Here is a 20,459-nt window from a genome sequence, read left to right on the forward strand (position 1 = left end):
GCTTTTTTGGTCGTGTATCTCACGGCCGCGTTGCTTGTTCCGGAGAAGTTTTCATGACCGTCAACGGTCTTTTGCAACTGGCACTCTTTCTGGGAGTGCTGCTGGCGTGCGTAAAACCGCTGGGCCTTTACATGGCCAGGGTGTATTCCGGCTCGGCGCCGATTCTGGAGCGAGTCTTTTCGCCGTTCGAGCGATTGCTGTACCGGCTATGCGGTGTTGATCGCGCCGAAGAAATGACCTGGCAGCGCTACGCGACGGCAGCGCTGATGTTCAGCTTTGTCAGCTTCGTGGCTGTCTATGCGTTGCAGCGCGCACAGAGTGTACTGCCGCTGAATCCGGAGTCGTTGTCGGCCGTTTCGACCGATTCGTCGTTCAACACCGCAGTCAGCTTTGCGACGAATACCAACTGGCAAGGCTACGGCGGCGAGAGCACGATGAGCTATTGCACACAGATGTTCGCGCTCACCGTGCAGAACTTTGTCTCTGCCGCGGTCGGCATGGCTGTACTGATTGCATTGATTCGCGGTTTCACTCGCCACGTGACCGACACGATCGGCAACTTTTGGGTCGACCTGGTGCGCGGCACGTTGTACATCCTGTTGCCTTTGTCGCTGCTGCTTGCCATCGCGCTCGTTTCGCAAGGCGTAGTGCAGACCTTTCGTTCGTATCACGAAGCGAAGCTGATGGACGCGACCGTGGATGCCAACGGCAACGCGGTGACGACGCAAAAGATCGCCGTCGGTCCGGCAGCTTCGCAGATTGCCATTAAGCAACTTGGCACGAATGGCGGTGGCTTCTTTAATGCGAACTCGGCGCATCCGCTCGAGAATCCGACGCCGCTGTCGAACTTCCTGCAAGTCGTTGCCATCCTGCTGATTCCCGCGGCGCTGTGTTACACGTTCGGCGAAATGGTTGGAGACCGACGACAAGGTCTGGCGATGCTGGCCGCGATGTCGCTGGTGTTTGTTCCGCTGTTGGTTCTGAACACCATCGCCGAACAGCAGGGGAATCCGGTTCTGAACGAGTTGTCAGTTGATCAAGCTGTCTCCAACCGGCAGCCGGGCGGCAACATGGAAGGGAAGGAAACTCGGTTCGGCATTGTGAATTCCACGCTATGGGCCGTGACAACCACGGCGGCGTCGAACGGTTCGGTGAATTCGATGCACGATTCGTACACACCACTCGGCGGTCTGGTGCCGATGTGGCTGATGCAACTCGGTGAAGTGATCTTCGGCGGCGTGGGATCTGGTTTGTATGGCATGTTGATGTTCGCGATTGTCGCGGTGTTTATCTCGGGACTGATGGTCGGGCGCACGCCGGAGTATCTCGGCAAAAAGATCGGCGCGTTCGAGATGAAGATGGCCACGCTGGCGATTCTGTTTCCGTGCGCGATGGTTCTGATTGGAACTGCAATCGCTGTGGTCACGCCTGCCGGCAAGGCCACGATTTTCAATCCGGGGCCGCATGGCTTTAGCGAAGTGCTGTACGCGTTTGCCTCGACGGCGAACAACAACGGTAGCGCGTTTGCGGGGTTGGGAGCCAACACGCCGTTTTACAACGGCCTGTTTGGCTTGGCAATGTTCATCGGCCGCTTTTGGGTAATGGTGCCAGCGCTGGCGATTGCCGGCTCGCTCGCTCACAAGAAAACTGTTCCCGCCGGAGCAGGCACGCTGCCGACGCACACACCGCTGTTCGTGGTGTTGCTAATCGCCGTCGTGATCGTGGTGGGAGCACTCAGCTATTTTCCGGCGCTCGCTTTGGGACCCATCGTGGAACACCTGCAGCTGCCGAAGCACTAGGAGAAATACACGCAATGACTAAAACATCTACACATCTGTTTGATAAGAAGATCTTCGGCCAGGCCGTTGTCGCTTCATTCGCGAAGCTCGATCCGCGCGTTCAACTGCGCAATCCAGTGATGTTTGCCGTTTATCTCGGCAGCATTTTGACGACGGCGCTTTGGCTCAACTCGTTTGTCTCGGCAGCGGGCGAATCGTCGGTCTTCGTGCTCGGCGTGGCGATTTGGCTCTGGTTCACCGTGCTATTCGCCAACTTTGCCGAAGCCATCGCCGAGGGGCACGGCCGCGCCCAAGCGGCGGCGCTGAAGAAGAGTCGCTCTGAAGTTGGCTCGAAGCGTTTTTGTTTGCCGCTCGCGCATTCTGGCAAACGGCGATCGACGAAGGAATTGCTAGTCGACGGTGATATCGAAATTCGCCAGGCCGACGAACTTCGCGTCGGTGATCTGATCTTTGCCGAAGCGGGCGATGCCATCGCAGCCGATGGCGAAGTTGTCGAAGGGGTTGCCTCGGTCGACGAGAGTGCGATCACTGGCGAGAGCGCACCGGTGGTGCGCGAAAGTGGTGGCGATCGCAGCTCGGTCACTGGCGGAACGCGAGTAATTTCCGACTGGCTGATCATTCAAGTCAAAGCAGCGCCGGGCCAGAGTTTTCTGGACCGCATGATTGCGATGGTGGAAGGCGCCAAGCGGCAGAAGACGCCGAACGAAATCGCGCTGGCGATTCTGCTCGCCGCGCTCACGTTGATCTTTTTGCTCGTGGTGGCGACGCTCCTTCCTTACTCGATGTTCAGCGTCGCGGTCTCCGGCCAAGGCAAAGTCATCAGCTTGACGGTGCTCGTGGCCCTGTTCGTCTGTCTGGCGCCAACAACCATTGGCGCGCTGCTGTCTGCCATCGGCATCGCCGGGATGAATCGACTCAGCCAGGCTAATGTCGTTGCCATGTCGGGTCGCGCCGTGGAAGCCGCCGGTGATGTCGATGTGCTGCTGCTTGACAAGACGGGCACCATCACGCTGGGCAATCGTCAGGCAACGCAGTTCATTCCTGCGGTGAGCACGAAAGAGCAAGAATTGGCCGAAGCGGCTCAGTTGGCTTCGCTCGCCGATGAAACGGCCGAGGGACGCAGCATTGTAGTACTCGCCAAGAAGCGCTTCGGGCTGCGTGCTCGCGACCTCGAACAAATCCAGCCTCATTTCGTGCCGTTTTCGGCCCGCACGCGGATGAGCGGCGTTACGCTCGACGGCCAGGAGATTCGTAAAGGTGCGGCCGAAGCTGTCGAAACCCATGTCCGCAGTCTCGGTGGTTTTTTGCCGGACGACGTGCGCGCCGCCGTACAACAAATTGCCAAAGCCGGGGGTACGCCGCTGGTAGTTAGTCGCAACGCACAGGTACTCGGCGCGATCGAGCTGAAAGACATCGTCAAAGGCGGCATCAAGGAGCGTTTTGCCGAGTTGCGACAGATGGGGATCAAGACGGTGATGATCACCGGCGACAATCCGCTCACAGCCGCTGCGATCGCCGCCGAAGCCGGCGTCGACGACTTCCTCGCCGAGGCCACGCCTGAGGCCAAGCTGTCGCTCATTCGCGAATATCAAAAAGGTGGCCGCCTGGTTGCCATGACGGGCGATGGCACGAACGACGCGCCGGCGCTTGCCCAAGCCGATGTCGCCGTGGCGATGAACAGCGGCACGCAGGCGGCAAAGGAAGCCGGCAATATGGTCGATCTCGATTCGAATCCGACAAAGCTGATCGAGATCGTCAACATCGGCAAGCAATTGCTGATGACCCGCGGCTCGCTCACAACGTTCAGCATTGCCAACGACGTTGCGAAGTACTTCGCGATCCTGCCGGCAGCCTTTGCGGCAACGTATCCAGCGCTGAAAGCACTCGACTTGATGCGACTCACCTCGCCATCGAGTGCGATCCTGTCGGCAGTCATCTTCAATGCTCTGATCATCATCGCCCTCGTTCCGCTGGCCCTCAAAGGCGTGTCGTATCGTCCCGTCGGCGCGGCTCAGCTCTTACGAAACAACTTGCTCATTTACGGCCTCGGCGGCCTGATCGTGCCGTTCGTTGGCATCAAAGCCATCGACCTGTTGCTGTCCGCCGTGGGCCTTGCATAAGGAATCGTCCGATGTTTCGACAATTACGCATTGCCACGTTGCTGCTCGTCGCGCTCACCATGCTGACCGGTGGCGTGTATCCTTTGATCGTCACGGCGGTTGCCCAGCTGGCTTTTCCACAACAGGCCAATGGCAGCTTGTTGAAAAAGGCAGATCAAACCATTGGTTCGTCGCTGATCGGCCAGCAATTCACCAAGCCGGAATACTTTTGGGGCCGACTCTCGGCGACGGCTCCGTATGCTTACAACGCCACGGCCTCGAGCGGATCGAATTATGGGCCGTTGCATCCCGATCTAAAAAAAGCAGCCGAAGCTCGCATAGAATTACTCACGGCGAGCGGATCGTCGAAGACAAACATTCCGGCCGACCTGGTAACCGCCTCCGGCAGTGGACTTGATCCGCAGATTTCACTCGCGGCGGCGGAATTTCAAGTCGCGCGAGTCGCCGCTGTAAGGAAAATGAAAGAGGAATCCGTGCGAGAATTAGTCCGACAAAACACCGAGGGGCGACAACTGGGTGTGCTCGGCGAACCTCGCGTAAATGTGCTCGCCCTCAATCTGGCCCTCGATCATTCGCAGAAAAAAGACTAACGCCGCATGCCGGAAGTTCGCCCCAATCCCGACGCCCTGCTGGCACAAGTCCAGGCCGACGAAGCCGAAGCGAAACGCGGTTCGCTGAAGGTCTTCTTCGGCTATGCGGCCGGCGTTGGCAAAACGTACGCGATGCTGGAGAACGCTCGCCGGGCAAAGGTCGAGGGCCGCGAAGTCGTCGTCGGCTATGTCGAGCCGCACGGCCGGCGCGAAACGGAAGCGCTGCTTGCGGGCTTCGAAACGATTCCGTTGCAGGAGTTGGATTATCGCGGCGTGACGCTCCGCGAGTTCAATGTCGATGCTGCGCTCGCGCGGCATCCCGATTTATTGCTCGTCGATGAGCTCGCACACACCAACGCGGCCGGCTGCCGCCATGAGAAGCGTTGGCAAGATGTGAAGGAACTGCTCGCCGCCGGTATCGATGTTTGGACGACGCTCAATGTGCAGCACATCGAGAGCCTCAACGATGTGATTGGCCAAATCACCGGCGTGGTTGTGCGCGAACTCGTTCCCGATCGCGTCTTCGATCTGGCCGACGATCTCGAACTGATCGATATCACCCCCGAAGAGCTTCTCGTTCGTCTCAAGGCTGGCAAGGTTTATCTCCCCGAGCAAGCACATCGCGCGATTCAAAGTTTCTTTCAGAAACCAAACTTGAATGCCCTGCGCGAGCTTTCGCTTCGGCAAGCAGCACGACGGATTCACACCGATGTGGAATCGGCCCGCCGCGAAAAGTCGATCAGCCAACCCTGGGCGACTTCGGAACGATTGCTCGTTTGCGTCGGGCCGAGTCCGACCACGGCCCGCGTCATTCGCACGGCCCGGCGAATGGCCGCGGCGCTCGATGCGCCGTGGCTCGCGGTTTCAGTCGATCTGACGGGTGAATCGAACAACAGTCCTGAGCAGCAGCAAGTCGCTCAACATTTTCGGATCGCGGAACGATTGGGAGCCGAAACGGTAACCATTGCCGGGCAGAACGTGACCGCCACGATTCTGAGCTACGCTCGTTCGCGCAACGTCACTAAGATTCTGATCGGCAAAACCAATCAGCCGCGGTGGAAGCGACTTCTCTTTGGTTCCGTCGTCGACGAACTGCTAGAGCAGAGTGCCGAGATCGATGTCTATGTGATTCACGGCGAGGAAGAGCCGAAGCAATCGACTGGCGTTCGCGGGCCGGTGGCTGCATTCGATATTCTTCCTTATCTCAAATCTTCGTTGCTGATCGCCCTGACCGGCGTCGCGGCTTACGCGCTGCAATCGTTGCACTTCGCCGATGGTGAGGCCAACACAGTTATGCTTTTTTTGGCCGCCGTGGCTTGGTCCGCATTTCGCTACGGCCGTGGTCCGGCGATTCTGGCGAGCGCTCTGGCGGTTCTGGCCTTCGACTATTTCTTTGTGCCGCCGGTTCACAGTTTCAATGTTTCGGATGTTCAGTACGTCGTCACGTTCGCGGTCATGCTCGCGATCGGCCTGGCCGTGAGCACGTTGACGTCGCGATTGCGGGCTCAGGTGCAGAGTACGCGTGAGCGCGAGCGGCGCACTGCAGGCCTGTATGAATTAGGCAAGAAACTGAGTTCACTCTATGGCAATCTGTTTCTGGTCAGCGCGGCCGGCCGCACCATGGCCGAGATGGTTGGGGGAGAAGTTGCTATTTATCTGCAAGGGCGATCGTCGACGCCGGAGCTCGCCTTCGGTCAGGATTCGACCATCGCCGGGCATGCGCTGAGTTTGCCGGTCGCGCGATGGGTGGTCGAGCATGATCAGATTGCCGGCGCCGCAACGAATACACTACCTAGCGCTGCGGCGCTGTTTCTTCCTCTCGTTGGCTCGCAGCGAACTCACGGTGCGATCGCAATCCGCGTTGATGATGCGCAGCGTTTGCTGGAGCCCGATGTGCGACGGCTGTTAGAAGCTTGCGCCAATCTGCTCGCGCTGGCTTTGGAGCGCGATCAGTTGGCCATCGACGCCGCCGAAGCCCGCATTCAGGCCGAGGCCGAGCAAGTGCGCAGCAGCCTGCTCAGCAGCGTTTCGCACGATCTAAAGACGCCGCTGGCCGCTATCGCCGGCGCTAGCAGCAGCCTGCTCGAGAGCGAGTCGATCGACGATCGTACGCGCCGGCAGCTGCTTGAGACCGTGAGCGATGAAGCGATTCGTCTCAACCGACTGCTCGAAAACATTCTGCAGATGTCGAAACTGGATGCCGGCGCCGCGACTCCCAGCCAGCAGTGGCATGTGCTGGAAGAGATCGTTGGCTCGGCGCTTCATCGCACCGCGCGACTGTTGCAGAATCATCCGGTCAAGGTGAACCTGCCGCTCGATTTGCCGTTAGTCTTCATCGATGGCTTGCTGATGGAGCAGGTCTTCGTCAACCTGCTCGAGAACGCGGCCCGCTACACGCCGGCCGGCACGCACGTGACGATCGCCGCCGCCGTTGATAACGCAAGCTTGCGCATCGCCGTTTCCGACAACGGCCCGGGGCTGCCCAGCGGCGCGGAAGAACGAGTTTTCGAAAAATTCTACCGAGCCTCACAAGCTGCCGATGGCGGACGCGGCAGCGGATTGGGCTTGGCCATTTGCCGGGCCATCGCCAAAGCTCACGGCGGCAACATTACGGCTGCTAATCTTCCCAGCGGCGGCGCGGAGTTCTTGCTGCGCTTGCCACTGGCAAAAGACGCGCCGCAGGTCGTGATAGAATAGTCATATGTCAGGCGATCATCACATTCTCGTCATCGAAGACGAACAGCCGATCCGGCGGTTCTTGCAAGCGGCCCTTACCAATGAAGGGTATAGCCTCAGCGAAGCCGTTTCCGGCGAGGATGGTTTGCGCAAGGCAACCAGCCAGCCGCCGGATTTAATCATTCTCGATCTGGGCTTGCCCGATATGGATGGCCAGGATGTGTTGCAGCGGCTGCGCGAATGGTATCAAGCTCCGATTATTATTCTATCGGCTCGCGATCAAGAACCGCAAAAGATCAAAGCGCTCGATCGCGGCGCCGATGATTACATCACCAAGCCTTTTGGTATTGGTGAACTCCTCGCTCGTATTCGCACTGCGCTCCGGCACGCCAATCGAGGCGAAACGGAAGTGACGAAGGTCGCGATCGGTGATCTGCAAATCGACCTGGCAGCCCGCATCGTCCATCGCCAAGGCCAGGAAGTTCATTTCACGCCGCTCGAATACAAGCTGCTAGTGACGATGCTCAAGCATGCGGGCAAAGTGTTGACGCACCGCTTCTTATTGCGAGAAGTTTGGGGGCCGCAGGATTCTCAGGAAAATCACTACCTGCGTGTGTTCGTTGCCAGCTTGCGACGAAAACTAGAAGCAGATCCCGCGCGGCCGCGATATATACTCACCGAGCAGGGGGTGGGATATCGTTTTGCGGCTGACTAGCGACCGGCAAGCACGATCGCAGATGCGCTATGACCGCTGCTAATAAATATTACTTTCATAGCAATATTTATTATTTGGCGTGAAATCGCTAATTGACGCTCTCGTTACAGAGCACTACTGTTAATTGGAGGGAATCTTATACCTTCTGCCAATGGAGTCTGGTGATGGCGCGCAAATCAAGATCTGGTGTAAACAAATCTGCCGCAATTCGCTCCTATAAGGCTGCGAACCCGACCGCCAGCCCCAAAGAAATTGCCGATGCTTTGAAGAAAGAGGGTACGATCACCAGTGCCCAGTTCGTGAGCACGGTCCTTTCGAACGCCAGAAAAAAAGACGCCAAGGTCGGCAAACGCGGTCGCCAAGCCGGGCGGCCAGTCGTGACGGATCTGCAGCAGCTAATTCAGGTGAAGAAGTTCGTCGACAAAATGGGCGGATTGGCCGCGGCCCGGTCAGCAGTCGATGCACTCGCCCAAATCTTGGGCTGAACCTGATTGCGATTGTTATTCGCGCGGCAAGCGTTTCGCAGCCCACACAGCGAGCTGTTCCCGAAAAATCTTGGCGTTGTGACGGATATCAACCGGCAACGCAGGATTAATGAAAAAAGTCTCAATCTCGCGTGTGTGCTCATAAGCGGCGGCTAGTTCGCTGAGTTCGCCGATCAGTTTGCGAGCAGCAATTCGATCCTTCGGCAGATGTTCGGGCCAAGGCTCGACGATGATGACGGGCCGTTGCTTTCCGCGCGGTCCAACACCGACGAGCGCGCTGCGGTAGACGTGCGGATGCTGATTGAAGATTGCCTCGCAAGGCTCGGTGAACAATGTTTGCCGCGCGGTGGTGACGCGGTGAGCTTTGCGTCCGCAGAACCAGAACCGCTCGCCTCGCGGATTGTCGGCTGGAGCCTGCTCGAGATAACCCACGTCTCCCATCCGATGCCAGAACGTTTCGCCGTCGGCCACTTTGTGGAGCGGGTTACAGTCGGTGCGGGTGACATACTCGCTGGTGACGACCGGACCGCGCACGAGGAGTTCGCCGATTTCGCCGCGGGGTAATTCGCGAGTCTGTTCGATGTTCGTGAGCGGCCCATCGTCGATAGCGATCACTTTCCATTCGATGCCCGGGAATCGTCGGCCGACACAAGTTCCCGCGCCGGTCGCGGTTTTGGCTGCTGTTTCGCGCAGCACCTCGCTCGCGGCGATCGAGGCGACCGGCAACGCTTCGGTCGCGCCGTACGGAGTGTGAATGTCGCCGTCGGGATGAATTGCATGCTTCATCCGCTTTAGCACATGCGGCGGCACGGGCGCACCGGCGGACATAATGCGTTTGAGCGATGGCAAGGTGATATTGTTTTTCTCGCAATGCTGGCCGACGACATTCCACAGCGCTGGCGAACCAAAGGCCTGCGTCACCTGCCAGTCGTTGACTGCTTCAATGATGTTTTGCGGATTCACTTTCGCCGGGCGCGTGGGATCCATATCGGGAATGACGGTGGAGACGCCCATTGCGCAGTTGAACAGCGCGAAGAGCGGAAAGCCCGGCAGATCGATTTCGCCGGGCTGAATGTGGTAAAAGTCGCGGATCTCATCGGCCTGGCGATTGAAGTTGCCGTGACGATAGAGCACTCCCTTCGGCGGACCGGTGCTGCCGGTGGTGAAGATGATCGCGGCGGGGTCTGCCGGCTTGGTGATCGGCGGCGTGAGTGGAGCATTCATCTCGCGCAGTTGCTGCAGCGTCTTGCCGCCCCAGAACCAGCGGCGGCCGACGGTGACGTTGAACTTGGCTTTTGGAAATCTGCCGCGCAGGAAAACCCGCACGGCTTGCGCGAGCGGGATGCCGATGAAACCATCGGGCTGACTGTCGCTCAGGCAGCGAATCAAGTTGCCGCGACCCATGCCGGGATCGATCAGCACCTGCACGACGCCCGATTTGAAGAGTGCGAAGACGAGCGCAATGAAATCGATGCTCGGCGGCACCATGAGCACCAGCTTCATGCCGGGCTGCACGCCCATTGCGTGCAATCCGGCAGCGATGCGGTTGGTGTCGTCGTCGAGCTCACGGAACGTCAGCGATTCGTATTTTCGTTTGCCGGCTGCATCGCGACCGCGCGGCATGGCGATGGCCATGCCGTTTGGATTATGGCGGGCCGTTTCGCTGAGACGGAAGCCGACGTTGTTCAGGGCTGCCGGGAGAGATTCAGAATTCATCCTCAGCAGTATCGGCCGAACTGTTTCCGGCGCGAAGGTGGCTGCCTAACGACTCGCGGCAGGCTTCTCCGCCGGCGTGCTTTTTTCTTCACCAAGCCGGGCAATCTTCACCAGCAACGGTTCGAGCTCGGCGAGGTAGTCTGCCTCCGAGAGCATTTCTTTTCGCTGCCGCAGCTCTGACAGTTGGCGCTCGAGCGCTGCCCGTTGTTCGACGAAAGCCGCGGGAAGTTTTGCCTCGCGCTCGCTGCGAACCAGCACAAACTGCCGCGCCAGTTCGCCATCGGCGGCAGCGCCGGCTTTCGATCTTTTCACCACACGCAGACCCTGAAACCAATCGGCCGGCGTGCCTTGCTTGTCGCCGTTGTCATCGAGCAGTGCATGCTCGGTCGCGAGGCGGCCATCCTTTTTGTAGAACTCGCGCAGTCGGGAACTGGCGAGCAAATAAGCTTCCAGCAGCGACGTCTGCTCGTCCTTGTCTAGATCGCCGACCGGGTCGGCGATGGCCGCCGATAGGTATTCTCCCAGGTGCGCAAAGTTATATTCGTGGCCACTCTGAGCCGCGGTAATCACCACGCGCTGCGGAGCGGCGATCTCGGCCAGAAACGGCCCGCTGCTGGAAGTGCAGTTGATCACCGCGAGCTGTCCTTCGATCGGCTGCAGCATTTCTTTAAGTTCCGCGGAGGAAACATCCGGGCCCTGCAAATTGAACCTCGCAACTTTGCCATCGAACGTGCCGTGGCCAATGAGCACCAGCCAGATCGGCTGCTGCGAGTCGGCATGTTGCTTGAACCAGGTTTGCAATTGCGTTTTCGGTTCGATGCCATCCTTGGCAGCTGCGATCTTCGTGAAGCCAGCGTTTCCTTTTTTCGCCGCCGCTTCCCAGCGATCGGCCCAGGTTTGAAACGGCTTTTCAAACTCTTCGCTGCCGGTTGCTCCCACGACAACGACGACTTGCTGCCGCTGCTCTTGTGCAAGAGCAATCGCCGGCAGGAGTGCGAACAAAAAAGCAAGCCGCAACATCAGGCCAGTCCTTTCCAACGCCGCAAACCCCATTCGCCGACCAGGCAACCGATGGCGAGCACCAATACCTGCCATTGATGCCAGAGCGGATACGACCAGGTTTCGACCTGCGGAATTTTTCGATTCGGCAGGCTGCTGACAAATCGATCGAGACCGTCGAGCGTGAGCACTTCGCCGCCAGAATCTTTCGCAAGTCGTTCCAATAACCCGTGATTGCCCGTGAGCTCGCGGAATTCTTCGGTCTCGGGCTCTGCCGCCCAGCCTGTCTCGCGACTCCCCACATCGCTGCCATCGGGAGCAACGACCGAGACCGTTGCTCGATACGCTCCCGCCACGCGCGGCACGAACAGCGCGCGATATTCGCCCGCCGCGGCCGAACTACTGTCGGCGGCGAGTTTGATTTCGTTGCCATCGGGTGTATTCACCACGATGGTCACGGTCGCATTGTCGAGTGGCAGGAATTTCTTATCGCGGGCACGGATGATGATTTCACGGGCTGGCAAACCGGTACCGGTCTTCACCTGAGTTTCCACTTCTACGGCCTGCGGCACGTCGGCAATCAGCCAGCGGATGGTCTGCCGCCAGGCTTTTTCTAAATCGCTGGTCGCTGCATCTTCGCGGCGCAGATCCCACCGCCACATATCGCCCAGCAGCAGCGCCGCCGTTCTACCGCGGCCGAATGGTTGGACCGCTAGCGCGGGGCGCGATTCACTCGAGGCCGTTTCGACTTCGGCCAGCACCGAGGCCCCGGGCTTGATTGCTTCGACGCGATTGAGCGATCGGAAGGCCGGCATCGAAACGAGGCGAGCTTCTTCGTCCTGCTCGTTGGCCCGCACGCGAATCCACGGTTGCAGCCAACCTTCGCGTGTCAGCTTGAGATGCAACGGCTGGGTGTTGACCTCACCGCGACTTCGGTCGAGATAGACCGGAAGCATTTCCGCAATCGGCGTGCGAGCATAGCCCCCTTCGCCGAACGAATTCTTACCACCCATCATCAGCAGACCGCCGCCGCGCTGGCTGACGAATTGCTGCAGCAACGACAGTTGATCCTGCGTGAAGAAGCCGGCTTCGATGTCGTCGAGAATCACCGCCTGGTAACGAAACAAATCCTCGGCATCTTTAGGAAATCCCTTCAGAAGTTCGTCCTTGTTCTCCGTCCCGAGTCGCAGAATCACCGGCTCGTTGTATTGCTCAGCCGTCTCGTCGTTTTTGTTGCCGAAACCGCGGAAGAGCGGATTCGTCTTTTCATCAGTGCGACTGAGGAAGTTGAACTTCGGCTCTTTCTTGGCGATCCGCACGAGGCCAACCAAGTCGACTTCGTCGTCCTTGGCGACAGCTCGCCGCAGGAATTTAAATTCCCAGTTCGGCAGACCAGAAACATAGAGCACGCGATAAGGGCCGCTGCCGCGATCGACCGTCGCGAAGCGAGTGTTGTTGGCCAGCGTCGCCTCGGCAGAATTGGTGGCGTCGGCTTTTAGATTTTCTTCGCCGGCGAGGGCCGCCTGTACGCGATAAAAACTCACGCCGGGTTTTTCCGGCTTGATCAGGAACCGCTGCGAGAGTGACTCCCCCTCCTTGCTGACGGCGAGCGTTTGCTTCTCGAGCTCTTTGCCTTCTTCATCCATCACCCGCACGACGATTTTCTTGCCCGCCAGCGCTGCCGTTTCGACTTCGGCGACGAGCGTGACCGGCGCGGCTTCGAAATTCGTCTGGCTCACCGCGACGTGGGCGAGCGATAGATCGGCTGCCGGTTTGCGACCAGCGAGCGCGACGGGAAACAGCGGCGGCGAATTGCTGATGCGCAGTTCTGAGGCTAGATCGGTGGCGTTGCCGTCCGTCAGCAGCAAAATGCCGGCGACAGGCTGGCCGCGATAGCGATCAATAAGCTGCTGAACCGTTTGCGACAGCGCCGAGGCCTCGCCGGTGAACTCCAGCTGCGAAAAATCTTGCGTCGGCTGCAGCTGCGTATCGAACGTGTATTTGCGAACATCGAAATCAACGGCCAAGCGAGTGAGCCAACCTTCCTTCTCAACCAGACTTTCCTTCACCGCGCTGCCGCGCGATTGCCGAGCGCCGGGATCAGCGAGCTGCAAGCTACGACTATTGTCGGCGACGACGAGAAACAGATTGCTCCCGGGCCTGGGTCGCTGGCCGACATAAAGCGGATCGATCAGGCAAACCGCGAGCAGCACGATAGCGATGGCCTTCAAGCCGAAGCAGGTCGTCTTCAGCCAGGAAGTGCTGCTGGTTTGTCGATAGGTCCAGACGAGCAGCGCGAGCGCAGCGATCGTGAGGACCGCGGCCAATCCGAGCCATTGTCGCCCGCCGAGAATAATTTCGGCGAGAACCTGCGATGGAGCGAGCAATTCGCTCATTTGCCGCTCCCGAGGCGTTCGTAGTACTTGCGAGTCTTCTCGGAATATTCCGGCGGAACCGGGTCGCGATCGAGAGGCACGAGAGCCTGCTTCGAGGTGCGCTTGAGGACTTCTTCGCTGACTCGTTTTTCGAGTTCATTGAGTGGATTCAATAGCTGATCGCGAACGAGATCCCAATTCGGCGCCGCCGAATGTCGTTTGGCTTCCGCGCGGACGGCGCGGGCTCGCTCGCGGATTCTAGCTGCATCGGCCCGCAGTTGCGGATCGCCGACCATTTCTTCCACATCGCGCAAACGATCGGACCATTCGCGAAATCGTTCGCCGGTGAGTGGACCGGAGGTTTGCTCTTGTTCGTCGTTTTCGTACGGACCAGCAGCGCCGCCACGCGGATTGCCGTTGGCCTGCTGCTGACCGCCACGTTGGCCTGGCTGATTGCCTTGACCTTGTCCCTGGCCCGGTTGTTGACCTTGCTGACCCTGACCGGGTTGCTGACCGCGCTCACCTGGCTGTTGTCCCTGACCTTGCCCCTGTCCCGGTTGTTGACCTTGGCCTGGCTGCTGTCCTTCGCCGGGTCGTTGTCCCTGGCCTTGTCCAGGCTGTTGACCTTGCTCACCCGGTTGTTGTCCCTGCCCGGGGCGTTGTCCTTCGCCGGGCTGCTGCCCCTGACCCATCGGCTGCTGACCTTGTTGACCACCTTGTCCAGGCTGCTGTTGACTCTTCTGTTGTTGGCCGCCCTTTTGCTGTTGGCCACTGGACGGTTGCTGTCCGCGCTGCTGATTACCTTGTTGGCTCTGACCTGGTCGCTGCCCCTGCTGTTCGTCTTCTCCTTCGCGCGGCGCATTGCGATTTACTTCGTTGTTCAGTTCCTGCGCCAGCTGTTGCAGATCGCCACGAGCACGACGCAGAGCTTCGGTTTCATCACCGAGTACCCCTTCAGCGGCTTTTTCGATTCCCTCGCGTAGCTGCTTGAGACCTTCGCCGGCAACGGCCTCTTGTTTTTCCGCGTCTTGTGGCAGACCCTGGCGAACGGATCGCTCGGCCGATTGCAGGGCCTTGTCGATCTTCTGATCGCGCAGATTGCGGGCTGTTTCGTACAAACGTTGCGACAAGATCGGCTCGGTTTCTTCGGCCCGTTCGATTGTCTCACGCATTTGATTCTGAACTCCCTCGAGCCGTTTCCGCTGGTCGGTCAGCTCTTGGGCAATCGACTCACGGTCATTATTCTCCTCGCGCAGTGACGGCGTTTTCGACTTGTCGTTCGGCTTCGACTCTTGTTCGCCGCGGATTTGTTCGGCGATCTTTTGTTCTTTCTGTTCGAGCTCGCGAGCCGCTTCGCGCAGCTGCTGAACTTCTTCGCCAAAGCGATTGGCAGCCCGGCGGCGAAACTCTTCGCGGAGGTCATCAAATTGCTGTTCCGCTCGTGTTCCCGCAGCGGCCGCCTGACCGACGCGTTCTTGCTGCAGGGCTTCCGAGGCTCGGCGGACCTGGTCGCGCGTTTCGTCGAGCTGTTGTTGCTGCTCGGTCATTCGCTGCTGGTTCTCTGGCCGATCGAGTCGCGATTGCAGCTCGTCGGTGTCCTGCAGAATCTGCCGTTCCTCGTCTTGCAGCCGTTGCAGCTGGCGGCGAATGTCTTCTTTTTCCTTCGGCGTTTCGGCCGCTTCGAGGGCAGACTGCAGTTCCTTCAAACGGTCGTTCAAATCGTGTTGTCTCTGAGCGAGTTCACGCAGGCGATTCAGCACTTGTCGGTTCTCGCGATCGGCGGCCGATTCTTCCTGCCGTTCCTGCGCGGTCCGTTCCGTTTCGTAACGACTCTCTTCCTGCTTCAGATCCAACTGTTGCAACTGCTGTTGTTGCTGCTGCGAACGGGATTGGCTTTGCTGCTGACTTTGTTGGCCCTGCTGTTGTTGCTGTTGCTGGCGAACAACTTCATGCTCTCGTGCACGCAACTTGAGCAGGCCTTGATAAGCGGCCTGCTCGGCAGCGAGGGCTGACTGCAACGTATCGCGAGTCGGGCCATCGTGGGCTTGTTGTAATTCAGCAATTGCCCGATCCATTTGCTTGAGAATTTCTTCTGCATGGCCGAGTGATTTCTCGTCCTGCAACCTTTCGGCCAGCGACGACGCCTGCTCGCGAGCGGCGGATTGCGACAGGCGAACCTGCTCGGTGTCATCAACAAACGCCGGAGAAACAGCCGGCGCGATCTCGCGGCGGATGAGCTTCCACGTCGCATTCATGATGTCTTTTTGGAGCTTGGCCAATTGCTGGGCATCTTGGGCGTTCTGCCCTTGGCCTTGCTGTTGCTGCTGTTGTTGACGCTGCTGCTGAGCACCGCCGGGCGGCTGTTCTCCCTGGCGGAAGATTTCTTCGAAGGGCCGGACTTCGGCGAAGTACATATCCGACTGCGTGCGACGGATCTGGCCGGCGGCGTCGATGTCTTCAGCCCACCAGTAATAGGAAAGCAATTGATCGGGCTCGGCGGCGAGTTTTTCCAGATCGATCTGCTGGGCGAACTCGTGCTTCTGCTTGGGAGCGGCTTTCGTAGCGAGCGTTACATCGACCGGCGGCTGACCGGCGAGTGAGTAACTGAGGCCGACACGCTCGACGCCGAAGTCGTCGGTGACGCTGACCCGCGTGTGGAGTTCTTCGAGCGCCGAAACTTCGAGATCGCGCGCGGGAAAAAGCGGCTTTAAGACCGGCGGCTGATTCGGCAGCACATTGATAGTGAACTGATCTTGCTTCTGATTCTTCCGGCCCATGTCGTCGACCAGTTCGAGCTTCAGCCGGCGGGATTCCGTGAGCGTGATCGTTACTTCGTAGCGCGACGCGTCCGCTGAATCGGCAGTCAGTTCCAACGGCGGGGCGGTTGCTTCAGTGCGTGTGTTGGTGAGGGTGGCCGAAGTGACTGGCTTGTTCAGCAGGCAGCGAATTGTCAGCTGCGTGCCGGCGACGGCGGAGACCGTGCGGACGTCTTGAATGGTCCGCTCTTCGAGGCCCGTGTACTTCGGATAAACCAACGTCGCATCGGCGCGGACGAGCTTGGGATACTCAAACACCTTCATGCTGTACTTCGGCGACTGCTGGCCATCCGCGGTAACGAAATATTCGAGCGGTTCGTCAACGATCGGAATGCGGCCGCTGAAGACGGGATCGGCGAGACTCGGCGGCATCGCAAGAACTACTTCCTCGCCGCTCACCGATTGATAATGGAGCGTTGCTTCGCCGGGCATTTGCCCCTGAATGCGTGCGAGAACCAGCAAACTGGTGCCGCGTTCGACTTCGGTACTCCCCGGCTCGACGGTCATCACGAACTTCTGACCCGCCGGCAAAACCAGCGCAGCCGCGGCTTGTTGAATGGGACCATTGGGCGAACCGACGGCGATGAGGGCTCCGACGAGCGCGACTGCAAAGATGGCGAATAGTACCGCGTTGGCGATCCCCTGGAGCAGGAGTTGCCGCTGCGAGATGACGTTGGCCCACGGGTTTTTATAGGAGTGTTGCAGCGCTTCGCGCATCACGCTCGTTTGCAAATAGCCGAATTCACCGATGGTGGGATCGGGACGTTGTTCGATCGAGGCGAGGAGCGTGGTGCGAAGTTCGGGAAAAGCTCGTTCGACCTGACCGGCGAGCCACGTGTAATTTTGCCGGTGCGAAATGACTCGCCAGATCACGGCGGCCGCGAGCAGCGCGGTGAGCAGGACCAACAAAATGGCCGGGGCGGTGGTCGCCGTGAGCGTTTGTCGTCCCCAGGCCCAGAGCAGACCGCCGGCAACGGCAGCCACGATCCAGACGAGCGAGAGAAACTGAAGCAGCCGCAGCCAGCGCTCGCGGTTGGCGAGGCGGTCGAGTTGCGCGAGCAGGAGTTGCTGAATCATGCGACAACCTCCGTGGACAGTCGGGCGTCACTCGCGGTCGCAGCACCAAGGCTCGATGCGCGCGACGCCCACCAGGTTTCCAAAATCAAAATCGAGAGGCAACCAACCACCAGCCAGCGCCAGAATTGCTGGCGACTTTCGAGTTCGGTATCGCGGCGTTGCCGCTCGCGGTTCAGGCGTTCGGCAGCTGTGACGGATTGACCGATTTTCAAACCAAGTTGTTCGAGTTGCTCGACGGGGAGTGGCGTCGTATCGCTTTCGCTGGCAGCGATGTTCACGGCAAAGCGAAATTCCTGTTGACCGGCGCCGGCCTGATAAATGCCCGGCTCGTTCGTCTCGCGAAACTCTGTGGCAGCGGTTGGTATCGATTCCTTTTCACCGGATGGCGACTGAACAATCAACTCCGCCGTGCGATCGCGCGGCAACGCAACCGGCGCATTGACGACGCCCGATGCCAGCGCCCGCGAAGCGCCGCAGGCTTGATCGAGCAGGCTCCCAACGAGCGGCAGGAATTTGCTGGAAACGGCGAGCTGACTGTCGTCCGGCTGCCAACCGCTGGTCATCGCCCAGACTCGACCTTTGCCGAGTGAAGTTTCGAGCAGCCAGGGATCGCCATTGTCGAAGCGAGCGAGGACGCGCGTGTTTGTTTCGGCGGGCAACTTCACCGCGCGATGCTGCCAGAAATGGATGCGAGTGAAATCGTTGTAGCGAGGATTGGCGAACGGCTGAAAGATCGGATCGGAGAAGTTGATTTCGCCGAGGAGTTGAAATTCATTTTCCTTGCGCTCAGTGTTCGCTGGGAGCAACTCTGCGCCAGAGAACAAATTCGTGAGCGGACTGGCCGCGGCTTGATCCTTCGGCACGAAGAGGAGCACGCCCCCTTGTTCCACGTACTTTTGCAACGATTGCTGCGTGCTGCTGGAGACGCTTGTGGCCACGACCAATTGCGGCGCGACCGACGGCAGCGACGCATCGCTCTTGAGCGCGGTGAATGTCACCTGCCGCAGCGGATCGTCAGCTGTGGCGAGACGCAGATAGTACTGCAGGCCGGCGGGATCATCGGCTGTATCGTCGCCGAAATAGGTGAGCGCAATCTGCTGCTGCCGTGGCGGCACGACATAAAACGTGTTGTCGAACTCCTGCGAGTCGCCGCGGAGGATGAGCCGATCGGCGGTGAGGTTGTTTGGTTGTCGCGGCAGGCGAATGACACGGCTCTGGCCCGGCGGCACGTAGACAGGAACTTCGCCAGCCGTGCCGTTCGGATCTTTCGGATCCAGCCAGCGAACGAAGAGCTGATCGGCGGTCGAATCGGCTGCATTCGAGACACGCACCCGCGGCTCCTCATCCGCGGTGCCTGCTTCCGGCGGCAGGAACTGCAGCGTGGCGTTGCTGGTTTGCTTCAGTGCGAGTTGCCGCGGGACGACACGCACGTCCTTCGGCCATTCGAATCCTTGCAGCGATTCAATCCGATTGCCGCGCTGAAAATCGCTGATGACGACGAGTTGCGGAATGGCCTGCGACTGCGCGACGTCGTTGGCCGCGGCCAACTCGGCTGCGAGCGTCGTGATCGCGGAGCCCATGTCGCCGGCGGACCAGGTAAGTTCGATTTGTTTCAGAGCCTGACGAACCACGTCGGCGGGAGGGGCGGAAACTACTTTGCCATCGGTAGGAAAACCGACGATGTTCTGCACGCGGTCGGCAAAGGTATAGAGCGCAACTTCGTCTTGCGGCGCGAGGCCGTCGAGTTCTTTTTCGGCAGCGGCGATGGCTTGCTTCCATAAATCGCCGCGGCGCATGCTGGCACTGGTGTCAACGAGCAGCGCGACGCGCCGTTGCTGCAGATCGGTGACCGCGAGCAAGCTGTTTTCTCGCAGGAACGGCCTGGCGAAAGCGAACGCCAGGAGCGCGAGGGCGGCGAGTCGCATGAGGAGCAACAGCACCTGATCGAGTCGGCTACGACGGGTGAGACGCGGCGGCGTCGGGCTGAGAAACATCAACGAGCTGAACTGCTGCTTACCCTTTGGCGTGCGGCGGACCAGGTGCAGAATCAGCGGCAGGGCGAGCCCGCCGAGGGCGACGAGAAACAGCGGCGCGAGGATGCTCATCGGCTTCCTCCCGAGTGCCGAGCGATCAACCGGCCGCGACGCATCCGCGCGTGCAATAGATCGAAGAGGGCCAGCTCCAGCGGTTTGTTCGTCGGCAGATCGTAGAGGTCAACGCCGAGTCGCTGACAGATTTGCTTCAGCGCGTTCGCATGGGCGGTGAATTTCTCCTGGTACTGCTGTCGGGCGAGTTGCGGATCGACATACAACTCGCGGCCTGTTTCTACGTCGAGAAACATCGCCGCTTCGTTAAAGGGAAAATCGATCTCGGCGGGATCGAGAATTCGCAGAACGGCCACTTCGTGCCCCTGCGTTCGCAAATAGCCGAGCTCCTTTTCGAGCGTCTCTGGCGGCGCGAGAAGATCAGACAGAAGCACGACGAGGCCACGGCGACGCGCGGTTTTGGCGACTTGCTCGAGTGGTGCTTTTAGATCAGTGGCCGTTCCCGCCGTGGAGCGCTCGAGCGCGAGGAACAGCCGATGCAAATGTCCGGGGCGAAAGCGCGCGGGGAGGTACTCGCGAATCTTGTCGTCGAAAGTCACCAGGCCGGCTGCATCGCGCTGCAGCGACAGGAAGTAGGCGATCGTCGCGGCGGCTGTCTTGGCATATTCCGCTTTGTCGTAGGCCAGCGAGCCATAGCCCATCGAGCGGCTGAGATCGACGAGCAAATAGCAGCGAAGATTGGTTTCGTCTTCAAAACGTTTTAGATAGTAGCGATCGCTGCGAGCATACAAGCGCCAGTCGAGATAGCGCGGATCGTCGCCGGGCGTGTATTGGCGATACTCGGTGAACTCGACGGAAAATCCGTGATAAGGGCTCCGGTGCAACCCGCTGAGAAAACCATGCACCACCTGCCGCGCCCGCAGTTCCAGATTCTTGATCCGCATCAGAGTGGCGGGATCGAGATACGACGCGCGCGGGCCGGCGTTGCCGGATTGGTTGGTTTTCGAAATCAGCGGAGCGCGGGGCATGAGCGAGCAGTCTAGTTG

The 20,459-nt window shown here is 59.6% G+C and carries 12 protein-coding genes; 6 read left to right on the forward strand and 6 right to left on the reverse strand.

What is annotated here, in order from left to right; all coding sequences use genetic code 11:
* Window positions 1-53 precede the first annotated feature (53 nt).
* The 6 genes from kdpA to M9Q49_RS06915 all read left to right on the forward strand — a co-directional run bounded on the left by kdpA (window position 54) and on the right by M9Q49_RS06915 (window position 8,385).
* Complete coding sequence (kdpA, locus tag M9Q49_RS06890; RefSeq protein ID WP_254507976.1) at window positions 54-1,799, forward strand: potassium-transporting ATPase subunit KdpA; 1,746 nt, start codon at window positions 54-56, stop codon at window positions 1,797-1,799.
* 14 nt (window positions 1,800-1,813) lie between these two features.
* Window positions 1,814-3,919, forward strand: coding sequence for a potassium-transporting ATPase subunit KdpB (gene kdpB, locus M9Q49_RS06895; RefSeq protein ID WP_254507977.1), 2,106 nt, complete (start codon window positions 1,814-1,816; stop codon window positions 3,917-3,919).
* Between the two features lie 11 nt (window positions 3,920-3,930).
* Window positions 3,931-4,509 carry a potassium-transporting ATPase subunit KdpC gene (gene kdpC / locus M9Q49_RS06900; protein WP_254507978.1) on the forward strand — a complete coding sequence of 193 codons (579 nt, stop codon included), beginning with the start codon at window positions 3,931-3,933 and terminating at the stop codon, window positions 4,507-4,509.
* 6 nt (window positions 4,510-4,515) lie between these two features.
* Window positions 4,516-7,206, forward strand: a complete 2,691-nt coding sequence (locus M9Q49_RS06905) for a sensor histidine kinase (RefSeq protein ID WP_254507979.1) — start codon at window positions 4,516-4,518, stop codon at window positions 7,204-7,206.
* 4 nt (window positions 7,207-7,210) lie between these two features.
* The gene (locus M9Q49_RS06910; protein WP_254507980.1) at window positions 7,211-7,900 is read left to right on the forward strand and encodes a response regulator; all 690 of its coding nucleotides are present in this window, start codon (window positions 7,211-7,213) and stop codon (window positions 7,898-7,900) included.
* Between the two features lie 92 nt (window positions 7,901-7,992).
* Entirely contained in the window at window positions 7,993-8,385 is a 393-nt protein-coding gene (locus M9Q49_RS06915; RefSeq protein WP_254507981.1) for a hypothetical protein, read from the forward strand.
* A 15-nt stretch (window positions 8,386-8,400) separates the two neighbouring features.
* Here M9Q49_RS06915 and M9Q49_RS06920 read toward each other — a convergent pair whose 3' ends face one another.
* From M9Q49_RS06920 to M9Q49_RS06945, 6 genes are read right to left on the reverse strand one after another with little or no spacing between them, the layout of a single operon-like run.
* Window positions 8,401-10,101: a fatty acid CoA ligase family protein gene (locus tag M9Q49_RS06920; protein ID WP_254507982.1), complete on the reverse strand. Its 1,701-nt coding sequence runs from the start codon at window positions 10,099-10,101 to the stop codon at window positions 8,401-8,403.
* A 45-nt stretch (window positions 10,102-10,146) separates the two neighbouring features.
* On the reverse strand, window positions 10,147-11,121 hold the full coding sequence (locus M9Q49_RS06925; protein ID WP_254507983.1) for a hypothetical protein: 975 nt from the start codon (window positions 11,119-11,121) through the stop codon (window positions 10,147-10,149).
* Window positions 11,121-13,496 (reverse strand): glutamine amidotransferase, encoded by a 2,376-nt coding sequence (locus tag M9Q49_RS06930; RefSeq protein WP_254507984.1) that lies wholly within the window; start codon window positions 13,494-13,496, stop codon window positions 11,121-11,123. Before M9Q49_RS06930 ends, M9Q49_RS06925 begins: the two co-directional genes overlap by 1 nt.
* The gene (locus tag M9Q49_RS06935; RefSeq protein ID WP_254507985.1) at window positions 13,493-17,368 is read right to left on the reverse strand and encodes a DUF4175 family protein; all 3,876 of its coding nucleotides are present in this window, start codon (window positions 17,366-17,368) and stop codon (window positions 13,493-13,495) included. The genes M9Q49_RS06930 and M9Q49_RS06935 overlap by 4 nt, the downstream gene beginning before the upstream one ends.
* A complete protein-coding gene (locus M9Q49_RS06940; protein WP_254507986.1) occupies window positions 17,365-19,473 on the reverse strand; it encodes a BatA domain-containing protein in 2,109 nt (702 codons plus the stop codon). Before M9Q49_RS06940 ends, M9Q49_RS06935 begins: the two co-directional genes overlap by 4 nt.
* Window positions 19,470-20,441: a DUF58 domain-containing protein gene (locus M9Q49_RS06945; protein WP_254507987.1), complete on the reverse strand. Its 972-nt coding sequence runs from the start codon at window positions 20,439-20,441 to the stop codon at window positions 19,470-19,472. The genes M9Q49_RS06940 and M9Q49_RS06945 overlap by 4 nt, the downstream gene beginning before the upstream one ends.
* Between the last annotated feature and the right edge of the window lie 18 nt (window positions 20,442-20,459).

Origin of the sequence: Anatilimnocola floriformis, from assembly GCF_024256385.1 — a bacterium.
Taxonomy (GTDB): domain Bacteria; phylum Planctomycetota; class Planctomycetia; order Pirellulales; family Pirellulaceae; genus Anatilimnocola; species Anatilimnocola floriformis.

Coding starts and splice junctions, on each gene's coding strand:
- kdpB (WP_254507977.1), top strand. CDS start 1,814: ATGACTAAAACATCTACACATCTGTTTGATAAGAAGATCTTCGGCCAG.
- M9Q49_RS06910 (WP_254507980.1), top strand. CDS start 7,211: ATGTCAGGCGATCATCACATTCTCGTCATCGAAGACGAACAGCCGATC.
- kdpC (WP_254507978.1), top strand. CDS start 3,931: ATGTTTCGACAATTACGCATTGCCACGTTGCTGCTCGTCGCGCTCACC.
- M9Q49_RS06905 (WP_254507979.1), top strand. CDS start 4,516: ATGCCGGAAGTTCGCCCCAATCCCGACGCCCTGCTGGCACAAGTCCAG.
- M9Q49_RS06930 (WP_254507984.1), bottom strand. CDS start 13,496: ATGAGCGAATTGCTCGCTCCATCGCAGGTTCTCGCCGAAATTATTCTC.
- M9Q49_RS06935 (WP_254507985.1), bottom strand. CDS start 17,368: ATGATTCAGCAACTCCTGCTCGCGCAACTCGACCGCCTCGCCAACCGC.
- M9Q49_RS06920 (WP_254507982.1), bottom strand. CDS start 10,101: ATGAATTCTGAATCTCTCCCGGCAGCCCTGAACAACGTCGGCTTCCGT.
- M9Q49_RS06940 (WP_254507986.1), bottom strand. CDS start 19,473: ATGAGCATCCTCGCGCCGCTGTTTCTCGTCGCCCTCGGCGGGCTCGCC.
- M9Q49_RS06925 (WP_254507983.1), bottom strand. CDS start 11,121: ATGTTGCGGCTTGCTTTTTTGTTCGCACTCCTGCCGGCGATTGCTCTT.
- M9Q49_RS06945 (WP_254507987.1), bottom strand. CDS start 20,441: ATGCCCCGCGCTCCGCTGATTTCGAAAACCAACCAATCCGGCAACGCC.
- kdpA (WP_254507976.1), top strand. CDS start 54: ATGACCGTCAACGGTCTTTTGCAACTGGCACTCTTTCTGGGAGTGCTG.